At 71.1% G+C, this 18,171-nt stretch carries 20 protein-coding genes and 1 pseudogene; 12 read left to right on the top strand and 9 right to left on the bottom strand.

From position 1 onward, the window contains the following. The 4 genes from AOK03_RS29920 to AOK03_RS29935 form a co-directional block, all read left to right on the top strand. Nucleotides 1-210, top strand: a 210-nt coding sequence (locus tag AOK03_RS29920; RefSeq protein ID WP_425264426.1) for an ArsA family ATPase, incomplete at its 5' end; no start/stop codon positions are given. A 34-nt stretch (nt 211-244) separates the two neighbouring features. After that, complete coding sequence (locus AOK03_RS29925) at nt 245-730, top strand: DUF5304 domain-containing protein (RefSeq protein WP_055568490.1); 486 nt, start codon at nt 245-247, stop codon at nt 728-730. Nucleotides 731-782: 52 nt separating this feature from the next. Continuing rightward, a complete protein-coding gene (locus AOK03_RS29930) occupies nt 783-1,736 on the top strand; it encodes an ROK family glucokinase (protein ID WP_055568491.1) in 954 nt (317 codons plus the stop codon). Between the two features lie 137 nt (nt 1,737-1,873). Continuing rightward, nucleotides 1,874-2,647, top strand: a complete 774-nt coding sequence (locus AOK03_RS29935; RefSeq protein ID WP_055568492.1) for an endonuclease/exonuclease/phosphatase family protein — start codon at nt 1,874-1,876, stop codon at nt 2,645-2,647. Here AOK03_RS29935 and AOK03_RS29940 read toward each other — a convergent pair. The 4 genes from AOK03_RS29940 to AOK03_RS29955 form a co-directional block, all read right to left on the bottom strand. Then, nucleotides 2,631-3,629 (bottom strand): CU044_5270 family protein, encoded by a 999-nt coding sequence (locus tag AOK03_RS29940; protein WP_055568493.1) that lies wholly within the window; start codon nt 3,627-3,629, stop codon nt 2,631-2,633. The genes AOK03_RS29935 and AOK03_RS29940 overlap by 17 nt on opposite strands. Next, complete coding sequence (locus AOK03_RS29945) at nt 3,622-4,248, bottom strand: RNA polymerase sigma factor (RefSeq protein ID WP_055568494.1); 627 nt, start codon at nt 4,246-4,248, stop codon at nt 3,622-3,624. Before AOK03_RS29945 ends, AOK03_RS29940 begins: the two co-directional genes overlap by 8 nt. 193 nt (nt 4,249-4,441) lie before the next feature. Beyond that, a complete protein-coding gene (locus tag AOK03_RS29950; RefSeq protein ID WP_055568495.1) occupies nt 4,442-5,125 on the bottom strand; it encodes a hypothetical protein in 684 nt (227 codons plus the stop codon). After that, on the bottom strand, nt 5,118-5,897 hold the full coding sequence (locus AOK03_RS29955) for an alpha/beta hydrolase (RefSeq protein ID WP_055568505.1): 780 nt from the start codon (nt 5,895-5,897) through the stop codon (nt 5,118-5,120). The genes AOK03_RS29950 and AOK03_RS29955 overlap by 8 nt, the downstream gene beginning before the upstream one ends. A gap of 132 nt (nt 5,898-6,029) precedes the next feature. On the opposite strand from AOK03_RS29955, the gene AOK03_RS29960 reads away from it, so the two are divergent. The 5 genes from AOK03_RS29960 (at nt 6,030) to AOK03_RS29980 (ending at nt 11,091) form a co-directional block, all read left to right on the top strand. Then, nucleotides 6,030-6,791: a lysophospholipid acyltransferase family protein gene (locus AOK03_RS29960; RefSeq protein WP_079075036.1), complete on the top strand. Its 762-nt coding sequence runs from the start codon at nt 6,030-6,032 to the stop codon at nt 6,789-6,791. Between the two features lie 40 nt (nt 6,792-6,831). Then, nucleotides 6,832-8,082 (top strand): MacS family sensor histidine kinase, encoded by a 1,251-nt coding sequence (gene macS / locus AOK03_RS29965; RefSeq protein WP_055568506.1) that lies wholly within the window; start codon nt 6,832-6,834, stop codon nt 8,080-8,082. Between the two features lie 107 nt (nt 8,083-8,189). Continuing rightward, nucleotides 8,190-8,843: a response regulator gene (locus AOK03_RS29970; RefSeq protein ID WP_055568507.1), complete on the top strand. Its 654-nt coding sequence runs from the start codon at nt 8,190-8,192 to the stop codon at nt 8,841-8,843. A 133-nt stretch (nt 8,844-8,976) separates the two neighbouring features. Then, a complete protein-coding gene (locus tag AOK03_RS29975; protein WP_055568497.1) occupies nt 8,977-10,014 on the top strand; it encodes a 6-phosphofructokinase in 1,038 nt (345 codons plus the stop codon). A gap of 72 nt (nt 10,015-10,086) precedes the next feature. Then, nucleotides 10,087-11,091, top strand: a complete 1,005-nt coding sequence (locus tag AOK03_RS29980; protein WP_055568498.1) for a 2-hydroxyacid dehydrogenase — start codon at nt 10,087-10,089, stop codon at nt 11,089-11,091. Here AOK03_RS29980 and AOK03_RS29985 read toward each other — a convergent pair. Beyond that, nucleotides 11,037-12,935: an anthranilate synthase family protein gene (locus AOK03_RS29985; protein WP_055568499.1), complete on the bottom strand. Its 1,899-nt coding sequence runs from the start codon at nt 12,933-12,935 to the stop codon at nt 11,037-11,039. The genes AOK03_RS29980 and AOK03_RS29985 overlap by 55 nt on opposite strands. A gap of 109 nt (nt 12,936-13,044) precedes the next feature. Then, entirely contained in the window at nt 13,045-13,104 is a 60-nt protein-coding gene (locus tag AOK03_RS45250; protein ID WP_107098142.1) for a trp operon leader peptide, read from the bottom strand. A gap of 123 nt (nt 13,105-13,227) precedes the next feature. Between AOK03_RS45250 and AOK03_RS29990 the strand changes: the two genes are divergently transcribed. Continuing rightward, nucleotides 13,228-14,580, top strand: coding sequence for a class II 3-deoxy-7-phosphoheptulonate synthase (locus AOK03_RS29990; RefSeq protein ID WP_055568500.1), 1,353 nt, complete (start codon nt 13,228-13,230; stop codon nt 14,578-14,580). 134 nt (nt 14,581-14,714) lie between these two features. Continuing rightward, nucleotides 14,715-14,966: a (2Fe-2S)-binding protein gene (locus AOK03_RS29995; RefSeq protein ID WP_107098140.1), complete on the top strand. Its 252-nt coding sequence runs from the start codon at nt 14,715-14,717 to the stop codon at nt 14,964-14,966. 17 nt (nt 14,967-14,983) lie between these two features. On the opposite strand, the gene bfr is transcribed toward AOK03_RS29995, so the two are convergent. Next, complete coding sequence (gene bfr, locus AOK03_RS30000) at nt 14,984-15,463, bottom strand: bacterioferritin (RefSeq protein ID WP_055568502.1); 480 nt, start codon at nt 15,461-15,463, stop codon at nt 14,984-14,986. 165 nt (nt 15,464-15,628) lie between these two features. On the opposite strand from bfr, the gene AOK03_RS30005 reads away from it, so the two are divergent. Beyond that, nucleotides 15,629-16,261 carry a sulfite oxidase-like oxidoreductase gene (locus AOK03_RS30005; protein WP_055568503.1) on the top strand — a complete coding sequence of 211 codons (633 nt, stop codon included), beginning with the start codon at nt 15,629-15,631 and terminating at the stop codon, nt 16,259-16,261. A 19-nt stretch (nt 16,262-16,280) separates the two neighbouring features. On the opposite strand, the gene AOK03_RS30010 is transcribed toward AOK03_RS30005, so the two are convergent. Both AOK03_RS30010 and AOK03_RS30015 read right to left on the bottom strand, forming a co-directional pair. Then, nucleotides 16,281-17,165 carry a deoxyribonuclease IV gene (locus tag AOK03_RS30010; protein WP_055568504.1) on the bottom strand — a complete coding sequence of 295 codons (885 nt, stop codon included), beginning with the start codon at nt 17,163-17,165 and terminating at the stop codon, nt 16,281-16,283. Nucleotides 17,166-17,223: 58 nt separating this feature from the next. Continuing rightward, nucleotides 17,224-18,135: pseudogene (locus tag AOK03_RS30015) on the bottom strand (Stk1 family PASTA domain-containing Ser/Thr kinase); the annotation flags it as partial. Nucleotides 18,136-18,171 lie beyond the last annotated feature (36 nt).

Consider the following 18,171-nt stretch of genomic DNA (forward strand, 5'->3'; position numbering starts at 1 on the left):
TGGCACATCCCGCTCCCCTGCGTCACCCGCGAGGAGCTCGGTCTGATCCGGCGCGGCGACGAGCTCGTCGTCACCGCGGGCCCCTACCGCCGCATCGTCACCCTGCCGTCCGCGCTGCGCCGCTGCACCGTCGCGGGCGCCGGGCTGCGCGAGGGCGAGCTGAGGGTGCGGTTCGCGCCCGATCCGGACCTGTGGCCGCGCGAGCGGTGAACGGCGTACCTCCATTCGGGTAACGTCGAGTGGCATGAGCGATGGCACCGAGCGCGAAGCCCCGGAACCCCAGGAAAGTCACGCCGACGCCTGGGCGCAGGCGTGCGCCGAGGATCTCGCGGCGGAGAAGGCCCGCCGCCGTGCGCAGTACGGGCCGCCGCCCGGCTCCGCGGCCGAGGAGCTGCGCAAGCTCGTCGACGCCGTGTCGGACAAGCTCTCCGGACTGCAGGCGCCGCTGCTCGGCGCGGTCGCGCAGGGTGCCGTCGAGCAGACCCTGAAGCAGGTCGCCAGAGAGGCGAAGGCCGTCGTCGAGCCGGTCATCGAGCGCAACCCCGACGTCTTCGACCACCTCGCGGCGGCCGGTTCCGAACTGCTCGCCGCCTACCGCTCGGCGGTCGAGGGCCAGGAGAGCCGGTGGACCCGCGGCGGCGCGACGGACGACGCCGCGAAGGACGGCGCACCGGGCCGGGAGCGTCGCGACGACGGCTCCTCGGCGGGCGAACACATCGATCTGGACTGACCCCCCTCGGGTACGGTGGGCCGTAGCGGGGCTCGATCGAACTGAGGGATTCATGGGACTCACCATCGGCGTCGACATCGGCGGCACCAAGATCGCGGCCGGAGTGGTCGACGAGGACGGCAACATCCTCTCGACCTTCAAGGTGCCGACCCCTGGTACTTCCGAGGCCATCGTCGACGCGATCGCCTCCGCCGTGGCGGGCGCACGGGCCGGGCACGACATCGTCGGCGTCGGCATCGGCGCCGCCGGATACGTCAACCGGCAGCGCTCCACGGTCTACTTCGCGCCGAACATCGACTGGCGCCAGGAGCCGCTCAAGGAAGAGGTCGAGAAGCGCGTCGGCCTGCCCGTGGTCGTGGAGAACGACGCGAACGCCGCCGCGTGGGGCGAGTACCGCTTCGGCGGCGGCAAGGGCCACCGCAACGTCATCTGCATCACGCTCGGCACCGGCCTCGGCGGCGGCATCATCATCGGCAACAAGCTGCGCCGCGGCCACTTCGGCGTGGCCGCCGAGTTCGGCCACATCCGGATGGTCCCGGACGGCCTGCTCTGCGGCTGCGGCAGCCAGGGCTGCTGGGAGCAGTACGCCTCGGGCCGCGCCCTCGTGCGGTACGCGAAGCAGCGCGCCAACGCCACCCCCGAGAACGCCGAGTACCTGCTCTCGCTGGGCGACGGCACCCCCGAGGGCGTCGAGGGCAAGCACATCTCGATGGCGGCACGACAGGGCGACGCCGTCGCCATCGACTCCTACCGCGAGCTGGCCCGCTGGGCGGGCGCCGGCCTCGCCGACCTGGCGTCGCTCTTCGACCCGTCGGCGTTCATCGTCGGCGGCGGCCTCTCGGACGAGGGCGAGCTGGTCCTCGACCCGATCCGCAAGTCCTTCAAGCGCTGGCTCGTCGGCGCCGCCTGGCGCCCCGAGGCCGAGGTCATCGCCGCCCAGCTGGGCAACAAGGCGGGCCTGGTCGGCGCGGCGGACCTGGCGCGGGAGCCCGATCCCGTCATGTGACCCGGCGACGGGGCGCCGTCGATCGCGCTGCGCGCTCGTCCTCAGACGCCGGACGGGCTGGATGCTCTCCGCTCGTCCCAAACGCCGGACAGGCTGGATACCCTCTGCCTGTCCGGCGTTCGCGTATCTTGATCGCCATGCCGACGAGCCCGACCCCTGCGCTCCCCAACTCCCGCACCGAACCCGACGGTTCGGCCGTCATCCGGGTGCTCAGCTACAACATCCGCTCGATGCGCGACGACACCGCCGCGCTCGCCCGGATCATCGCCGCCTGCGCCCCCGACCTCGTCCTGGTCCAGGAGGCCCCGCGCTTCTTCCGCTGGCGCAAGAAGCTGGCCCGCCTCGCGCGCGCGGCCGACCTGGTGATCCTCTCCGGCGGCGGCTCCGCGGCCGGACCCGCGCTGCTCTGCTCGCTGCGCGCCACGGTCGAGCGCACCGAGGACGTCCTGCTCCCGCTCACTCCCGGGCTGCACCGGCGCGGCTTCGCGACCGCCGTCGTCCGCTTCGGCGGCGCCAGGGTCGGCGTCCTGAGCTGTCATCTGAGCCTGCAGAGCGACGAGCGGTACGCGCAGGGCGGGATGCTGCTCGACCGGCTCGCCGGGATGGGCGTGGAGCACGCGGTCGCGGGCGGCGACCTCAACGAGCGGCCGGGCGGCCGGACGTTCCGCAGGCTCGCCGCCGGACTCCAGGACTGCTGGACGGCCAGGCCCTGGGGCAGCGAGAACACCTCGACGCCGGACGACCCGCACCAGCGCATCGACGCGGTCTTCGCGACCTCCGGCATCGAAGTCCTCGGCTGCGGCGTGCCGTTGGACCTGCCCGGGGTGAGCGGGGCGGACCTGAGGGCGGCCACGGACCACCTTCCGGTCCTGGCCGCCCTCAGGGTCCCGGCCGCTACGGCCGCTGCTTGACCTCGTCGGTGATCGCCCAGCTGTCGAGGTACGAGAGCTGGGTGTACGTCTTCATGTTCTTGCCGTCACCCGAGGTGCGGGTGTCACGGAAGCCCAGGAATTCGTACGTCTCCGGGTCGAAGATGAAGAAGCCGCCGAACGACGCGCCCTGCCGCGCCGGGTCGTCGTAGGTGATCGCCACCCCCGTGCGGCCCTTGGCGTCCTGCTGGCCGGGGACCGCCTTCACTCCTGGGACCATGCCGAGCGCCTCGTACGCGGCCGGGCGCAGCCCCTTCGGCATCACCGGGACCAGCTTCAGCAGACCGGCGAGGCTGAAGTGGACGTCCGACCACTCCTGGTCGGTGATCTCGTTCAGGGAGTCGTTCTTGTCGTCGGGTCCGGTCTTGTGGAGCAGCGAGAGGATCAGCTTCTCCGGGTCGGTCGAGAGCTTCTTCAGGGTGCCCCAGTCCTGCGGGGGCCACATCCCCTCGTCGGCCTTGAGCGGCTCCGACCACCAGCCCTTGCCGATCTCCATGATCCAGGAGCGCTTCGAGCCGTCCACGGAACGCCAGTTCTCGTCGACGTGCCGCTCGACCTCGCCCGTCTCCTTCTCGGTCTCCTTGATGATCTCCTTCGTGTAGATGTACTGGTCGTCGCGCGGGGCCACGGTCTTCTCGTGCTTCCGTTCGTAGGCGGCCGCGCCGTTGAGCACGGCCCGGGCGCTGACGTTGCGCATCGACGGCGCGCTGTTCCCGGGCGGCTTGGCCCGGGTCTCCTCGTCGTCGCCGTTGTTCACCGTGACCAGCACGGTGCCCGCCACGGCGGCCGCGACGGTCCCCGCGACGGCGATGCGCAGCACGGGGCGGCGCCGCGGGGGACGTCGTACCGGCGCGGCCGATGCGTTCATCGCGGTGAACAGGCGCACCCGTGCGCGGTGGCGGGTGTCGTCGTCCAGCGGGGGAGCCCCCGCGTCCCAGTCGCGCAGTTCATCGAGCTCATTCATGGGCGTGTGCCTCCTGGAAAGCTGTCGGATCGGATCCGCCCAGTGCTTCGCGCAATGTGCTGCGAGCCCGGTGCAGCCTCGATCTGACGGTGCCGACGGGCACCCCCAACGCCTGCGCCGCCTCTTCGTAGTTGAGGTCGGCCCACGCCACCAGCAGGACCACGTCGCGGTGGCGGGCGGAGAGCCCGGCCAGGGCCGCGGCCAGGGCGCCGCGGAGTCCCTCGGCGCCCGCGCGGGCGACCGCGAGATCGGCGACCGGCTCGTCGTGCTGCACCGGGCCGGGCACCTTGGCCAGCGCCTTGAAGCGGCGGGCCTCGGCCCTGCGGTGCCGGCCGACGAGGTTGGTCGCGATGCCGAACAGCCAGGGGCGGGCGTCGGCCCGCGCCGGGTCGAAGCGGTGGCGCTGCTGGAATGCGGTGGTGAAGGTGTCGGCCATCAGGTCTTCCGCCGCCTCCGGGCCGAGCCGGCGGGCCGCGTACCGGTACACGGCGTCGGCATGCCGGTCGAAGAGGGCGGCGAACTGCTCGGGCTCGTCCCGGGACCGCTCGATGTACCAGGCGTCGCTCTTGTCACAAGTGCGCTGCCCCGTTCGAAGGGGGACGCCGGGGTCGACGGTCATCGGGGCTCCTTTCGTTCGTCTGAACGCCTCGAAGGCTTGGGCTCGTTCGGTGGTTCACCTCTCCTTCGCCGCTCGGCCCGATCGGGTTCCATCGGCGTACGCGACATGCGCGGGGCCCGTCCGGAGAGGTTCCGGACGGGCCCCAGGGGCTGTGGGTGACGGAGGTGGGGACGGGGGTGACGTGTGGGCGATCTCAGACGACCGCGCCGCGACCCGGGTCGTCGTCCTCCTCGTCGTCCCCGCTGTTCATCCGCATCACGAGCGTGGCGAAACCGCCCAGGAAGCCGCCGATGCCGAGCGTGGTCAGCCACCACGTCATCTGCCAGCCGAACAGCACGGCCAGCAGGATGAGCAGCGGGCCGCCGAGCACGGCCAGCCAGGCGAACTTGGCCGTCACGTCGGCATCGGGCAGCGGCGGCGGCTCGGGCGGCACGAAGTGGCCCTCGTCGTCCGCGTCGAAGTCGCTCTCGGAGGGCTCCGGCGTGCTGTAGTCGCGCGGGCCGCCGATGCCGGGCGCGAAGGAGACGGAGCTGCCGAGCGGCTTGTCGCCGCCGGGCTTGGCGTCCTTCTTGGCGTCCTCGTCGTCCTTCCTGCCGTCCGCCCCGCCATCCGCGCCGGGCTCGCTCTTCGCCGGGGCGCCCGCGGGGCCGTTCGTCTCCGTCTCCAGGAGCGCCAGGTCCTCGATGGACTTGAAGGGCTTGGCGCCCGGCGGATCCGCGGGCTCCTCGCCGTACCCCGCGACGATCGCCCGCCAGGCGGCGTCCTCGTCCAGGGGCACCCCGTCCACGGGAGACCCCTCCACGGGCCCCCCTTCCTGGGGCACCTTGCTCTTCTCGGGCTCGCGGCTGTCCTCGCGGTCCGCCTCGTGCTCAGCCACCGGTGGCCGTCCCTTCCTTACCGACGCTGGGGGCGAGCCGGCCGATGAACGCGTAACTCTCCTCGAAGATCCGGTCCGCGTCGTGGTCCAACGTCGCGACGTGGTAGCTCTGTTCCAGCAGGATCTCCGCGACGTCCGTGGAGGAGACGCGGCTGAGGATCCGCGCCGAGTCGGCGGGCGGCACCACGTGGTCGCGCGGGCTGTGCAGCACCACCAGCGGCTGGGTCACCTGCGGCAGCTCGGCGTCGACCACCTGGAAGAAGCGGCGCAGGGAGTGCGCGGCGTGCAGCGGCACCCGGTCGTACCCGATCTCTTCGGAGCCGGGCTTGGCGATGTCGCTGGCGATGCCCTTCGTGCTCGGCACGAGGTGGCGCACGACGGGCAGGGCGTGCGCCGCGAGGCCGTGCACCTTGTTCCCCGGGTTGACCAGGACGAGGCCGCTGATCGCGTCCCCGTGCTCGGCCGCCAGGCGCAGCGCGAGCGCACCGCCCATGGAGAGCCCGAAGACGAAGACCCGCTCGCACCGGTCGAGCAGCGCCCGCAGCTCGCGCTCCACCTCGGCATACCAGTCCTGCCAGCCGGTGACCTGCATGTCCTGCCAGCGTGTGCCGTGTCCGGGCAGCAGCGGCAGGGAGACGGTGAGGCCGCGCTCCGCCAGGTACTCGGCCCAGGGGCGCAGCGACTGCGGGGATCCGGTGAAGCCGTGGCAGAGGAGGACGCCGACCTCGCCGCCTTCGTGGCGGTACGGCTCGGCTCCGGGGAGGACCGGCACTTCGGTCTCCTTCGTGAGAGGTGGGAGTACTTCACCGTACGCGACCGGACTGACACCGACCAGGGTCGTCGGGCCCATTGGCCGTACCCCGGGTTAAGGTCTGATCCACAGAAACAGGAGGCACTCGGTTTGATCTACGGCGCAATGAAGGTTGCCATCGGAGGGCCGCTGAAGCTCGGCTTCAGGCCCTGGGTGGAGGGCCTTGAGAACGTCCCCGCCGAGGGTCCCGCGATTCTGGCGAGCAACCACCTCTCGTTCTCGGACTCCTTCTTCCTCCCCGCGGTCCTCGACCGCAAGGTCACCTTCATCGCCAAGGCGGAGTACTTCACCTCGCCCGGTGTGAAGGGGAAGCTCACCGCGGCCTTCTTCAAGGGCGTGGGCCAGCTGCCCGTGGACCGCTCCGGGGGGCGCGGCGCGGGCGAGGCGGCCATCAAGAGCGGCATCGAGGTCCTGGAGCGCGGCGAGCTCTTCGGCATCTACCCCGAGGGCACGCGGTCGCCCGACGGACGCCTCTACCGGGGCAAGCCGGGCGGCCTCGCGCGCGTGGCGCTCGCCACCGGCGCGCCCGTGCTCCCCGTCGCGATGATCGACACGGAGAAGATCCAGCCGCCCGGCAAGGTGATGCCCAAGCTGATGCGTCCCGGCATCCGCATCGGCAAGCCGCTCGACTTCACGCGCTACCAGGGCATGGAGCAGGACCGCTTCGTGCTGCGCGCGCTGACCGACGAGGTCATGTACGAGATCATGAAGCTCTCCGGCCAGGAGTACGTCGACATGTACGCGACGGCCGCGAAGCGTCAGATCACCGAGGCGGCGAAGGCGGCCAAGGCGGCGGACAAGGAAGACAAGCAGGGCAAGGGAGACAAGGAAGACAAGGAACGGGCCGGCTCCTAGCCGCGTCCGTTCAGGGGTGGGCACACGGGCGGTGGGGGACATGGCCAAGCGCGAAAAAGTCATGAGGATGTCGGTCGAGCAGCCGCTGTGGCGTGCGCTCACCGCCTACCGCGTCCTGACGATGCTGTACGCGATCGGGCTCTTCGTGGCGGCGCACGACAAGCTGGACCGCCCCTGGCTGGCCGTCGCCTACTACGCGGTGCTCGCCCCCTGGACCCTGGCCACCCTGCCCCGCGTCGCGAACGCGGCGAGCTGCACCCGGCGCTTCCTCTTCGCGGACCTGACCGTCGCTCTCGTGGGCATCCTGCTCACGCCGCTCGCCGACTCGCAGCAGCGCATCATCGACGGCGTCCCGACGCTGCCCTCCATATGGACCGCGGGCTCCGTGCTCGCGTTCGCCATCAAGGGCGGCTGGCGCTGGGCGGCCTCGGCGTCCCTGCTGGTGGGCGTCGCCAACGTGGTGCAGCGCGGCGCGTTCAGCCGCGACACCCTGCACAACGTCCTGCTGGTCTGCATCGCCTCCATCGCCATCGGCTACGTCGTGGAGCTGGCCCGCGCCTCCGAGCGCACCCTGGCCCGCGCCCTGGAGATAGAGGCCGCGACCCGCGAGCGCGAGCGGCTGGCCCGCGACATCCACGACAGCGTCCTCCAGGTGCTCGCCATGGTGCAGCGGCGCGGCACCGCCATCGGCGGCGAGGCCGCGGAGCTCGGCCGGCTCGCGGGCGAGCAGGAGGTCGCGCTGCGCACCCTGGTCGCCGGGGGCATGGTGCCCGCCTCGTACGCGTCGGAGGACATCTCGCAGGGCGCCGTCGTCCGAGCCGTCGAGGTCCCCGATGACGACCCGGCCGAGCCGGACGGCGCGGCGCCCTGCGATCTGCGCTCGCTCCTCGTCCCGCACGCGGGCGCGAAGGTCACGCTCTCCGAGCCCGGGGCGCCGGTGCTCCTGGCGCCGGGGGCCGCGAGGGAGCTGGCGGCCGCTGTCGGTGCCGCCCTGGACAATGTCCGCAGGCACGCGGGCGACGACGCGCGCGCGTGGATCCTGGTCGAGGACGAGCCCGACGAGGTGATCGTGACGGTCAGGGACGACGGTCCCGGCATCCCGGAGGGGCGGCTCGCGGAGGCCGAGGGGGAGGGCCGCCTGGGCGTGGCCCTGTCGATCCGGGGGCGGCTGCGGGACATCGGGGGCACGGCCGAGCTGATCTCGGTGCCGGGCCAGGGGACGGAAGTGGAACTGAAAGTCCCGCGCGAAGCGGCGCGGGACGCACGGGGGAAGGCAGGAAAGGCGAGATGAACGAGCAGCAGCAGCGGCAGGAACCGGCCACCGGGGCCGCGGGAGCCACGGAGACCACAGTGACCGGCCCCGCGGCGGACGGCCGGGCGGCCGACCCGATCAAGGTCATGGTCGTCGACGACCACCCCATGTGGCGCGACGCCGTGGCCCGTGACCTCGCCGAGGCGGGCCTCGACGTGGTCGCCACCGCGGGCGACGGCGAGCAGGCGGTCCGCCGCGCGCAGGCCGCCGCCCCCGACGTGCTGGTCCTCGACCTGAACCTGCCGCTGAAGCCGGGCGTGCAGGTCTGCAAGGAGCTCGTCGGCGCCAACCCCGCGCTGCGCGTCCTGGTCCTCTCGGCGAGCGGCGAGCACGCCGACGTCCTGGAGGCGGTCAAGTCCGGCGCCACCGGCTATCTGCTGAAGTCGGCGTCCACCGAGGAGCTGATCGACGCGGTGCGGCGCACGGCCGTCGGCGACGCGGTCTTCACCCCGGGCCTCGCGGGACTGGTCCTCGGCGAGTACCGCCGCCTGGCCACCGAGCCCGCGACCGGCACCCCGGACGACCCGAAGGCCCCGCAGCTCACCGACCGCGAGACGGAGGTCCTGCGGCTCGTCGCCAAGGGCCTGAGTTACAAGCAGATCGCCGAGCGCCTGGTCATCTCCCACCGCACCGTGCAGAACCACGTCCAGAACACCCTGGGCAAGCTCCAGCTGCACAACAGGGTGGAGCTCGTGCGGTACGCGATAGAGCGCGGCATCGACAAGCCCGACGACGCATGACCCCTCGTACGAGTGAACGTGCATGATCAACTCCCCAGCACAGCAAGGGAATTGACTGTCCGCACCGTCCCTGGGTGACCTGGATCACCATTAGCGTGATGCGCATCAGGTCACTGAGGCGAAGGGACTTTTCATGGGGTCCAAGAAAATCGGCGTACTGACCGGAGGCGGCGACTGCCCCGGGCTCAACGCCGTCATCCGGGGCATCGTCCGCAAGGGCGTGCAGGAGTACGACTACGACTTCGTCGGCTTCCGGGACGGCTGGCGCGGTCCGCTGGAGGGCGACACCGTCCCGCTCGACATCCCCGCGGTCCGCGGCATCCTGCCGCGCGGCGGTACCATCCTCGGCTCCTCGCGCACCAACCCGTTCAAGGCGGAGAACGGGGTGCGCCGCATCAAGGAGAACCTCGCGAAGTACGAGGTGGACTCCCTCATCGCGATCGGCGGCGAGGACACGCTCGGCGTCGCCGCGCGGCTCACCGACGAGTACGGCGTCCCGGTCGTCGGCGTCCCGAAGACGATCGACAACGACCTCTCCGCCACCGACTACACCTTCGGCTTCGACACCGCCGTCGGCATCGCGACCGAGGCGATCGACCGCCTGCACACCACCGCCGAGTCGCACATGCGCGTCCTCGTCGTCGAGGTCATGGGCCGCCACGCGGGCTGGATCGCCCTGCACTCCGGCCTCGCGGGCGGCGCGAACGTCATCCTCATCCCCGAGCAGCGCTTCGACGTCGACCAGGTCTGCGCCTGGGTGACCTCGCGCTTCAAGGCGTCGTACGCCCCCATCGTCGTCGTCGCGGAGGGCGCGATGCCCAAGGACGGCGAGATGGTCCTCAAGGACGGCACGCAGGACTCCTTCGGGCACGTCAGGCTCTCCGGGGTCGGCGAGTGGCTGGCCAAGGAGATCGAGGGGCGCACCGGCAAGGAGGCCCGCACCACCGTGCTCGGGCACGTCCAGCGCGGCGGCACGCCGAGCGCCTTCGACCGCTGGCTCGCCACGCGCTTCGGCCTGCACGCGATCGAGGCCGTGCGGGACGGCGACTTCGGAAAGATGGTGGCCCTCCAGGGCACGGACGTCGTCCGCGTCCCGATCGCGCAGGCCACGGCGAAGCTGAAGACGGTCGACCCGGCGCTCTACCAGGAGGTCGGGGTCTTCTTCGGCTGAGCCCGAGCCCCGAGGGGGACGGCGCCCGAGCTCCAGGTGCCGTCCCCGGAACCAGTACCTAGACTCACGCCCATGGAGATCCTCGCGTTCGGCGTGCAGTCCGACGAGAAGCCGCTGATCGAGAAGGCCTTCCAGGGGCACCACGACGTCCGCTGCCTGGACGTGTTCCTCAACGAGGACACCGCCCCCATCGCCGCGGGCTACGAGATCGTCTCCTCCAGCGTCAACGCCACGCTGAACAACCGCGTCCTGCAGACCCTCGCCGCCGGCGGGACGCAGATGATCGCCCAGCGGTCCACCGGCTTCAACAACATCGACCTCCAGGTCGCCGAGCGCCTCGGACTGACCGTCGCCCGCGTCTCGTACTACTCGCCCTACTCGGTGGCCGAGTTCGCCTGGACCCTCGCGATGGCCGTCAACCGCCGCATCGTCCGGGCGAGCAACCGCACCCGCGACTTCGACTTCCGCCTCGACGGCCTGATGGGCCGCGACCTGCGGGGCCGCACGGCCGGGGTGATCGGCACCGGCAAGATCGGCGAGGCGTTCACCCGTATCGCGCACGGCTTCGGCATGCGCCTGCTCGGCTGGGACGTCACCGAGAACCCCGCCTGCACCGAGCTCGGCATGAAGTACGTCGACAAGGGCGCACTCCTCGCCGAGGCGGACCTCGTCAGCCTGCACGTGCCGCTGCTCCCGGCCACCCAGCACCTCATCGGCGCCGAGGCGCTGCGGACCATGAAGGACGACGCGATCCTGGTGAACTCCAGCCGCGGCGGTCTGATCGACACCGAGGCCCTGGTCGGAGAGTTGCGCGCGGGACGCTTCACCGGAGTGGGCCTGGACGTGTACGAGGCGGAGGCGGGCCTCTTCTTCCTCGACAAGTCCCTGGAGGTCGTCGAGGACGACACGCTGGCCCGCCTCGTCACCTTCCCGAACGTCGTGGTCACCTCCCACCAGGCGTACTACACCGTGGACGCGGTCGGCCAGATCATCGACACCACGGTGCGCAACGTCCTGGACTATCAGGCGGGCCGCCGCTCCGAGAACGTCCTCGTCCCGGCCCCGGCCAAGAGCTGACCGAGCAGTTCCCGCACGATCCCGGCCCCGCGCAGCGTCAGCACCGACTCCGGGTGGAACTGCACGCCCGCGAAGGCGCCGCCGCGCACCGCGTGCACCTCGCCGCTCGCCGCGTCCCTGCTGACCTCGACGTCGTGCGCGGCGAGCTCCGCCGCCGCCTCGTCGTCGCAGCGCGCCACGAAGCTGTTGTAGAACCCGACGGTCTCGGTGCGCCCGAACAGGTCGATGCCCGTCTGCGCGCCCTGGTACGGCACCTCCTTGCGGACGATCTCCAGGCCCAGCTCGGCCGCGATCAGCTCGTGCCCGAGGCAGACGCCGAGCACGCCGTGCTCATGCCTGCCGATCACCTCCGCCGCCAGGGCGCGCAGGAACCGCATCTTGGGGTCGGCGAGGTCGGAAGGGTCGCCCGGACCGGGGCCGAGCACCACGGGCCCCTCGTGCGCGAGCACGGCCTCCCGCAGCCCCTCCTCGTCGTACCGCCGCACCGACACCCGAAGGCCGCAGGAGCGCAGGACGTGCGCGAGCATCGCCGTGAACGTGTCCTCGCCGTCCACGACGAGCGCGTGTCCGGCCAGTTCGCCCGTGCGCTCCTGCATCCGCAGCCAGAACGGCGCGAGGGCCGCCCGCCGCCCGTCCAGCGCCGCCCGCACCCGGGGATCGTCGGCGAGGGCGGGCCGCGCCTCCTCCTCGCGGGGGCGCCCGGGGCGCACGCCGAGGGCGGCCAGCACCCCCGCGGCCTTCGCGTGCGTCTCGGCGACCTCGCTCATCGGGTCGGAGCCGCGCACCAGCGTGGCGCCCACCGGCACCCGCAGCCGCCCGGTGGCGGAGATGTCGGCGGTGCGGATGAGGATGGGGGAGTCCAGCGTCTGCGCGCCGCCCGCGTCCCTGCCGATGAGGGCGAGGGCGCCCGCGTAGTAGCCGCGGCCCCCGGCTTCGTGGCGCTCGATGACCCGGCAGGCGTTCTGCACCGGCGACCCGGTGACGGTCGCCGCGAACATCGTCTCCTTCAGGACGTCCCGCACGTCCAGCGACGACTTGCCCCGCAACTCGTACTCGGTGTGCGCGAGGTGGGCCATCTCCTTCAGCCGCGGCCCGATGACGACGCCGCCCATGTCGCCGACCGTGCACATCATCTTGAGCTCCTCGTCGACGACCATCGAGAGCTCCTCGATCTCCTTGCCGTCGGAGAGGAAGGCGAGCAGGTCGTCCGCCGTGGGCCCCTGCGCGGGATAGCGGTAGGTGCCGCTGATCGGGTTCATGACGACGGTCCCGCCGGACATCCGCACGTGCACCTCCGGGCTGGCCCCCACCAGCGTGCGGTCCCCGGTGTGCACGACGTACGTCCAGTACGCGCCCCGCTCGCCGACGAGCAGCCGCCGGAAGAGCGCGAGGGCGTCGGCCCTGCCGAAGCCGGGGATCCCGCCCTCGTACGTACGGCGGATGACGAAGTTGGCGCCCTCGCCCCGGCCGATCTCCTCGCGCAGCACCCGTCCCACGATGTCCGCGTACGCCGCGTCGTCCACGTCGAAGGCCCCGCCCTCGACCCACACGTCGTGCGCGGGCAGTGCCGCCAGGGCGTCGGCGAGCCGCAGCTCGTACCGCTCCTCGGGGGTCAGCACGGTCAGTGGTGTGCCGTCGTCACGGACGTCGAAGCCGCGCTCCCTGATCTGCCGGAAGGGCACGAGGGCGAGACCCTCGGGGATGTCCGCGAGCCGCTCGTACGTGCCCGTCGGGCCGATCAGGACCTCGACCGTGTCGTGGTCGTGGCCCGGGGTGCGGCGGCGCAGCAGGGCGAACGGCCGATCGTCGGCCAGGAGCTCTGTCAGCTGCTGTGTCAGTTGCATGGGGGCTGTTCCTTCTCACTCGGAGAGGAACGGCCCGCTCCCGGCGAAGTCCGGAAAACACTGAAGGCCGCCCCTCGGGCGGCCTTCGCGAGTCTGTGTGCGCGCAGAGTCAGTGGGCCGCCGGATGAGCGGGCCACCACCAGTTCTGGGTCGTCGTCTGCGTACGCATGTCCCGCACCCTAGCGCATCATCGGGACGCCCCGAGGGGAAGCGATCACTCCATGGTGTCGCCTCTGTCTCACTTCGTGAGCGGGGGGATGGACGGGGCGCATCACCCCGTAGTGTTGACGGGGTGACCGTGAACGCTAAGACCACCGCTACCGGTGGCAACACCTGGCGAAACCTGCCCGCGGCGCAGCAGCCCGAGTACCCCGATGCCGAGGCTCTGCGCGATGTGATCGCGGACCTCGAGTCGTATCCGCCGCTCGTCTTCGCGGGCGAGTGCGACCAGCTGCGCGCCCGACTGGCCTCTGTAGCCAAGGGAGAGGCGTTCCTCCTCCAGGGCGGCGACTGCGCCGAGGCCTTCGACGCCGTGTCCGCCGATCACATCCGGAACAAGCTGAAGACGCTGCTCCAGATGGGCGCCGTCCTCACGTACGCGGCCTCCGTGCCCGTGGTGAAGGTCGGCCGCATCGCGGGGCAGTACTCGAAGCCGCGCTCCAAGCCGACCGAGACCCGCGACGGCGTGACGCTCCCGACCTACCGGGGCGACTCCGTCAACGGATTCGACTTCACCGAAGAGGCCCGCATCCCGGACCCCGAGCGTCTGAAGCGGATGTACAACGCGTCCGCCTCCACGCTCAACCTGGTGCGCGCCTTCACCACGGGTGGGTACGCCGACCTGCGCCAGGTGCACGCCTGGAACCAGGACTTCGTGAAGTCGTCCCCCTCCGGCCAGCGGTACGAGCAGCTGGCCCGCGAGATCGACAACGCGCTGAACTTCATGCGGGCCTGCGGCACCGACCCGGAGGAGTTCAAGACCGTCGAGTTCTACGCCTCGCACGAGGCGCTGCTCCTCGACTACGAATCGGCGCTGACCCGCACCGATTCGCGCACCGGCCGGCTGTACGACACCTCGGGCCACATGGTCTGGATCGGTGAGCGCACCCGCCAACTGGACCACGCGCACATCGAGTTCGCCTCCCAGGTGCGCAACCCCATCGGCGTCAAGCTCGGCCCGACCACGACGGCCGAGGAGGCGCTGCAGTACATCGAGCGCCTCGACCCCGACCGCGAGCCCGGCCGGCTGACCTTCATCGTCCGCATGGGCGCCGACAAGGTCCGCGACAAGCTGCCCGAGCTCGTCGAGAAGGTCACCGCCTCCGGCGCGACCGTCGCCTGGATCACCGACCCGATGCACGGCAACACCTACGAGGCGGCCTCGGGCCACAAGACCCGCCGCTTCGACGACGTGCTCGACGAGGTCAAGGGCTTCTTCGAGGTCCACAAGGCCCTCGGCACCCACCCGGGCGGCATCCACGTCGAGCTCACCGGTGACGACGTCACCGAGTGCGTGGGCGGCGGCGACGAGATCTTCGTCGACGACCTGCACCAGCGCTACGAGACGGCCTGCGACCCGCGGCTCAACCGCAGCCAGTCGCTGGACCTGGCGTTCCTGGTGGCGGAGATGTACCGCGACCAGTAGTTCTCGTCCGTACGTACGCGTGGGGCGCGGATCCGTGTGATCCGCGCCCCACCGGCGTATCCGGGGCTTTTGTGTGCGGGACGTCGCGGGTAAGGTTAGGTTAGCCTCACCGATCAATCGGGGCGGCGCTACCGATGAGTCCTGTCCGGGAGGTGAACCGCGTGTACGTCTGCAACTGCTTCGGGGTCACCGAGGCGCAGGTGAAGAAGCACGCGGCGGACGGCGCCTGCACCCCCCGCCAGATAGCGTCGGCCTGCAAGGCGGGCACGGACTGTGGTTCGTGCGTGCGCCGCATCCAGGCGCTGCTCGGCCGGGGCGCATGCCCCCGCCGTGACCTGGTCGACCAGGGAGAACCGGCGCTCACCGGCCTGGACGAGGCCGCTTAGCCCGTCAGCCGCCCGATTCAGCCCTCCGGCTGCTCGATCAGCTGCGCGATGTAGAGCGCCTCACCCAGCTTCTCGACGAGCTCCAGCTGGGTGTCGAGATAGTCGATGTGGTGCTCCTCGTCCTCAAGGATCGACTCGAAGATATTCGCGGATGTGATGTCGCCCTTGGCGCGCATCACCTCGATCCCGCGCCGCAGGCGGTCGATCGCCTCCACCTCGACCTGCCGGTCGGCCTGGAACATCTCGGTGACCGTCTGGCCCACGCGCACATGGAAGAGCCGTTGGTAATTGGGCAGGCCGTCGAGGAAGAGGATCCGGTCGGTCAGCACCTCCGCGTGCTTCATCTCGTCGAACGACTCGGACCGGGTGTACTTCGCGAGCTTCGTCCAGCCGAAGTTTTCCTGCATCTTGGCGTGGAGAAAGTACTGGTTGATCGCCGTGAGTTCGGCGGTCAGCTGCTCGTTGAGAAATTCAATGACCTCGGGGTCGCCCTGCATCGCAGAGGCTCCTTCCACGCGGGTGACTGGGCAGGTAGCGCGCATCCTTGCACCGGTGTTCGGAGGGCGTCCAGTAAGTGCACGCTTAGTAGGAGTTGCCCCAATCGGCGTCGGCCGGGCTGCGGCTGGTCACGTCCACCGTCCCGGGTCTGTCAGGATGGAGTCATGGGTCAGCCGGCGGAACGCGCATCTCGACAGGCAGCGGAGCCGGAGCTTCCGCCGGGTCAGCGGCTGCAGCGCGGCTGGCCGGTCACGCACTACGGCCCGGTGCCGAAGTTCCGGCCTGAGCGCTGGGAGTTCAGGGTTTTCGGCGCCACGGCGGACGGCGAGAAGCACTGCTGGACGCACGACGAGTTCTCCGCCCTGCCGTACGACTCCGTGGTCGCCGATCTGCACTGCGTGACGAAGTTCAGCATGCTGGGCGCCGAGTGGGGCGGCCTCCCGGCCCGCACGCTCCTGGAGATCGTGCCGCCCGCGGCCAATGCCACACATGTGATGGTCTGGGCCGAGTACGGCTTCAGCTCGAACATGCGGATGGCCGACTTCGCCTCCGACCGCACGATTCTCGCCACGCACAAGGGCGGCGAACTGCTCACCGCGGAGCACGGTTTCCCGCTGCGGCTCGTGGTCCCGCATCTGTACGCCTGGAAGGGCCCCAAGTGGGTCCGCGGCGTCGAGTACATGACCGCCGACCGCCGCGGCTTCTGGGAGGAGCGCGGCTACCACAACCTCGGCGACCCCTGGCGCGAGCAGCGCTACTCGTACCAGGAAGAGCCCGGGGACGGCCCCGAGCTCTAGCCCCGCGGCGAGCGTTCCGTCAGACGCTCCTCAGCTCCTTCAGGCGGGCCACGTCCGCCGCGTGTCCTTCCTTGCCGCCGGGCGTCTCGATGATCAGCGGCACACCCTCCGTGGCGGGGTGGAGCATCAGCTCGCGGAAGGGCTCCTCTCCGATGTGACCGGTGCCGATGTTCTCGTGGCGGTCCTTGTGGGCGCCGACGACGTCCTTGGAGTCATTGGCGTGCACGAGCTTCAGACGGCCCTCGCCGACCGTGTCCACGAGGAGGTCCAGGGTCTGCTTCATGCCGCTCGGGCCCGTCAGGTCGTGGCCCGCCGCGAAGATGTGGCAGGTGTCCAGGCAGACGCCGAGCTTGGGGTGGGAGTCCAGCGCCTCGAAGTACGGGCCGAAGTCCCAGGTGCGGGAGCAGAGCGAGGAGCCCTGGCCCGCGGTCGACTCCAGGAGCAGGAACGGGTCGTCGTCGTGCGTCAGCTCGTCCAGGAGCGGCAGCATGCGGTCGCGCACCTGCCGCAGGGCGACGGTCCGCTCCCGGCCGCCGGTCGCCGACCCGGTGTGCACGACGACGCCGAGCGCGCCGATCTCGCGCGCCCGGCGCAGCGAGTGGCGCAGCGACTCCACGGACTTCTCGACCGTCGCCTCGGTGTGCGAGCCGAAGTTGATGAGGTACGGCGCGTGGACGTACGCGGGGATCTGCTCGGCGGCGCAGGCCGCGCGGAACTCCTCGTCCTGCTTCGGGTTGCCGGGCGGGGTCGCCCAGCCGCGCGGGTTGGCGACGAAGACCTGGACGGTCTCCGCGCCGAGCTCACGGGCGTACGAGAGACCGACGGAGGCGAGTCCGCCGGCCACCGGGACATGGCCGCCGACGGGATTGCGGGACGTTGCGCTGGGGGACTTGTTGCTGCTCACACCGTCAAGGGTGGCACGCGCCCGGGGAGGTCCCCGCAGGGGTCCCCGGGCGGCGGGCTCAGCGGATCGTGATGGTGATCGTCGAGTTCTTGGGCGCCTTGTCGCCGCCGTCCACCGACTGCTTCTTCACGGTGTCCCCGAAGATGCCCAGCAGGCCCCGGTCCTCGTCGACCTCGAAGCCCGCTCCCTCCAGCTCGTCCTTGGCCTCGTCGACGCTCATGCCCGTGACGTCCGGGACCTCGACCATCGGGGGGCCCTTGGAGATCGTCAGCTTGACCGTGTCACCCTCGGCGATCATCTCGTCCGCGGCGGGCGACTGGGCGGCGACATCGCCCTTGTCCTCGTCGGAGTTGACCCGCGACGGCGCGATCTCGACCTTCAGCCCGGCGTCCTCCAGGTCCGCGGTGGCGTCGTCCTCGGACTCGCCCGTCACGTCCGGGACCTCGACCGGGCGGCCCTTGCTGACGACCAGGGCGACGGCCGAGCCCGCCTTGCGGGTGAAGCCGGCCCGCGGGTCCGTGCTGATCACGGAGCCCTTGTCGATGTCCTCGTCGAAGCGCTTGGTGACCATGCCCGGTTCGAGTCCGGAGTTCTGGAGCTCCTTCTTGGCCTTGGCCAGCGGAATGTTCTTCATGTCCGGGACCTTCACGGTCTCCGGGCCCAGCGAGATGGTCAGCGTCACCCCGCCGTTCTGCCGGATGCGGTCGCCCGCCGCGGGGTCGGTGTTCATCACCGTGCCCCGCTTGTCCGTGTCGCTGTAGGTGCGCTTGATGTCCTTCACTTCGAGCCCGGCGTCGTCGAGCCGCTGCTTCGCCTGCGCCTCGGTCTTCGCCAGGAGCGGCGGGACCTTCGTGAACTGGCCCGAGTTGATGTACCAGACGCCGGTGCCGATCCCCAGGACGAGCAGCACGCCGGCTATGACCGCGAACGTGCGGCGGCGCGGGGCGAACCGCCTGCGGGAGGCGCGGGCGGTTCGCCCCGCGCCGCCGCACGTTCGCGGTCATAG

Origin of the sequence: Streptomyces atriruber, from assembly GCF_001418325.1 — a bacterium.
Taxonomy (GTDB): domain Bacteria; phylum Actinomycetota; class Actinomycetes; order Streptomycetales; family Streptomycetaceae; genus Streptomyces; species Streptomyces atriruber.

Excerpts from the sequence above, each read along its gene's own strand:
- AOK03_RS29925 (WP_055568490.1), top strand. The coding sequence starts at position 245 with ATGAGCGATGGCACCGAGCGCGAAGCCCCGGAACCCCAGGAAAGTCAC.
- AOK03_RS29930 (WP_055568491.1), top strand. The coding sequence starts at position 783 with ATGGGACTCACCATCGGCGTCGACATCGGCGGCACCAAGATCGCGGCC.
- AOK03_RS29935 (WP_055568492.1), top strand. The coding sequence starts at position 1,874 with ATGCCGACGAGCCCGACCCCTGCGCTCCCCAACTCCCGCACCGAACCC.
- AOK03_RS29940 (WP_055568493.1), bottom strand. The coding sequence starts at position 3,629 with ATGAATGAGCTCGATGAACTGCGCGACTGGGACGCGGGGGCTCCCCCG.
- AOK03_RS29945 (WP_055568494.1), bottom strand. The coding sequence starts at position 4,248 with ATGACCGTCGACCCCGGCGTCCCCCTTCGAACGGGGCAGCGCACTTGT.
- macS (WP_055568506.1), top strand. The coding sequence starts at position 6,832 with ATGGCCAAGCGCGAAAAAGTCATGAGGATGTCGGTCGAGCAGCCGCTG.
- AOK03_RS29970 (WP_055568507.1), top strand. The coding sequence starts at position 8,190 with ATGGTCGTCGACGACCACCCCATGTGGCGCGACGCCGTGGCCCGTGAC.
- AOK03_RS29975 (WP_055568497.1), top strand. The coding sequence starts at position 8,977 with ATGGGGTCCAAGAAAATCGGCGTACTGACCGGAGGCGGCGACTGCCCC.
- AOK03_RS29980 (WP_055568498.1), top strand. The coding sequence starts at position 10,087 with ATGGAGATCCTCGCGTTCGGCGTGCAGTCCGACGAGAAGCCGCTGATC.
- AOK03_RS29985 (WP_055568499.1), bottom strand. The coding sequence starts at position 12,935 with ATGCAACTGACACAGCAGCTGACAGAGCTCCTGGCCGACGATCGGCCG.
- AOK03_RS29995 (WP_107098140.1), top strand. The coding sequence starts at position 14,715 with ATGAGTCCTGTCCGGGAGGTGAACCGCGTGTACGTCTGCAACTGCTTC.
- bfr (WP_055568502.1), bottom strand. The coding sequence starts at position 15,463 with ATGCAGGGCGACCCCGAGGTCATTGAATTTCTCAACGAGCAGCTGACC.
- AOK03_RS30005 (WP_055568503.1), top strand. The coding sequence starts at position 15,629 with ATGGGTCAGCCGGCGGAACGCGCATCTCGACAGGCAGCGGAGCCGGAG.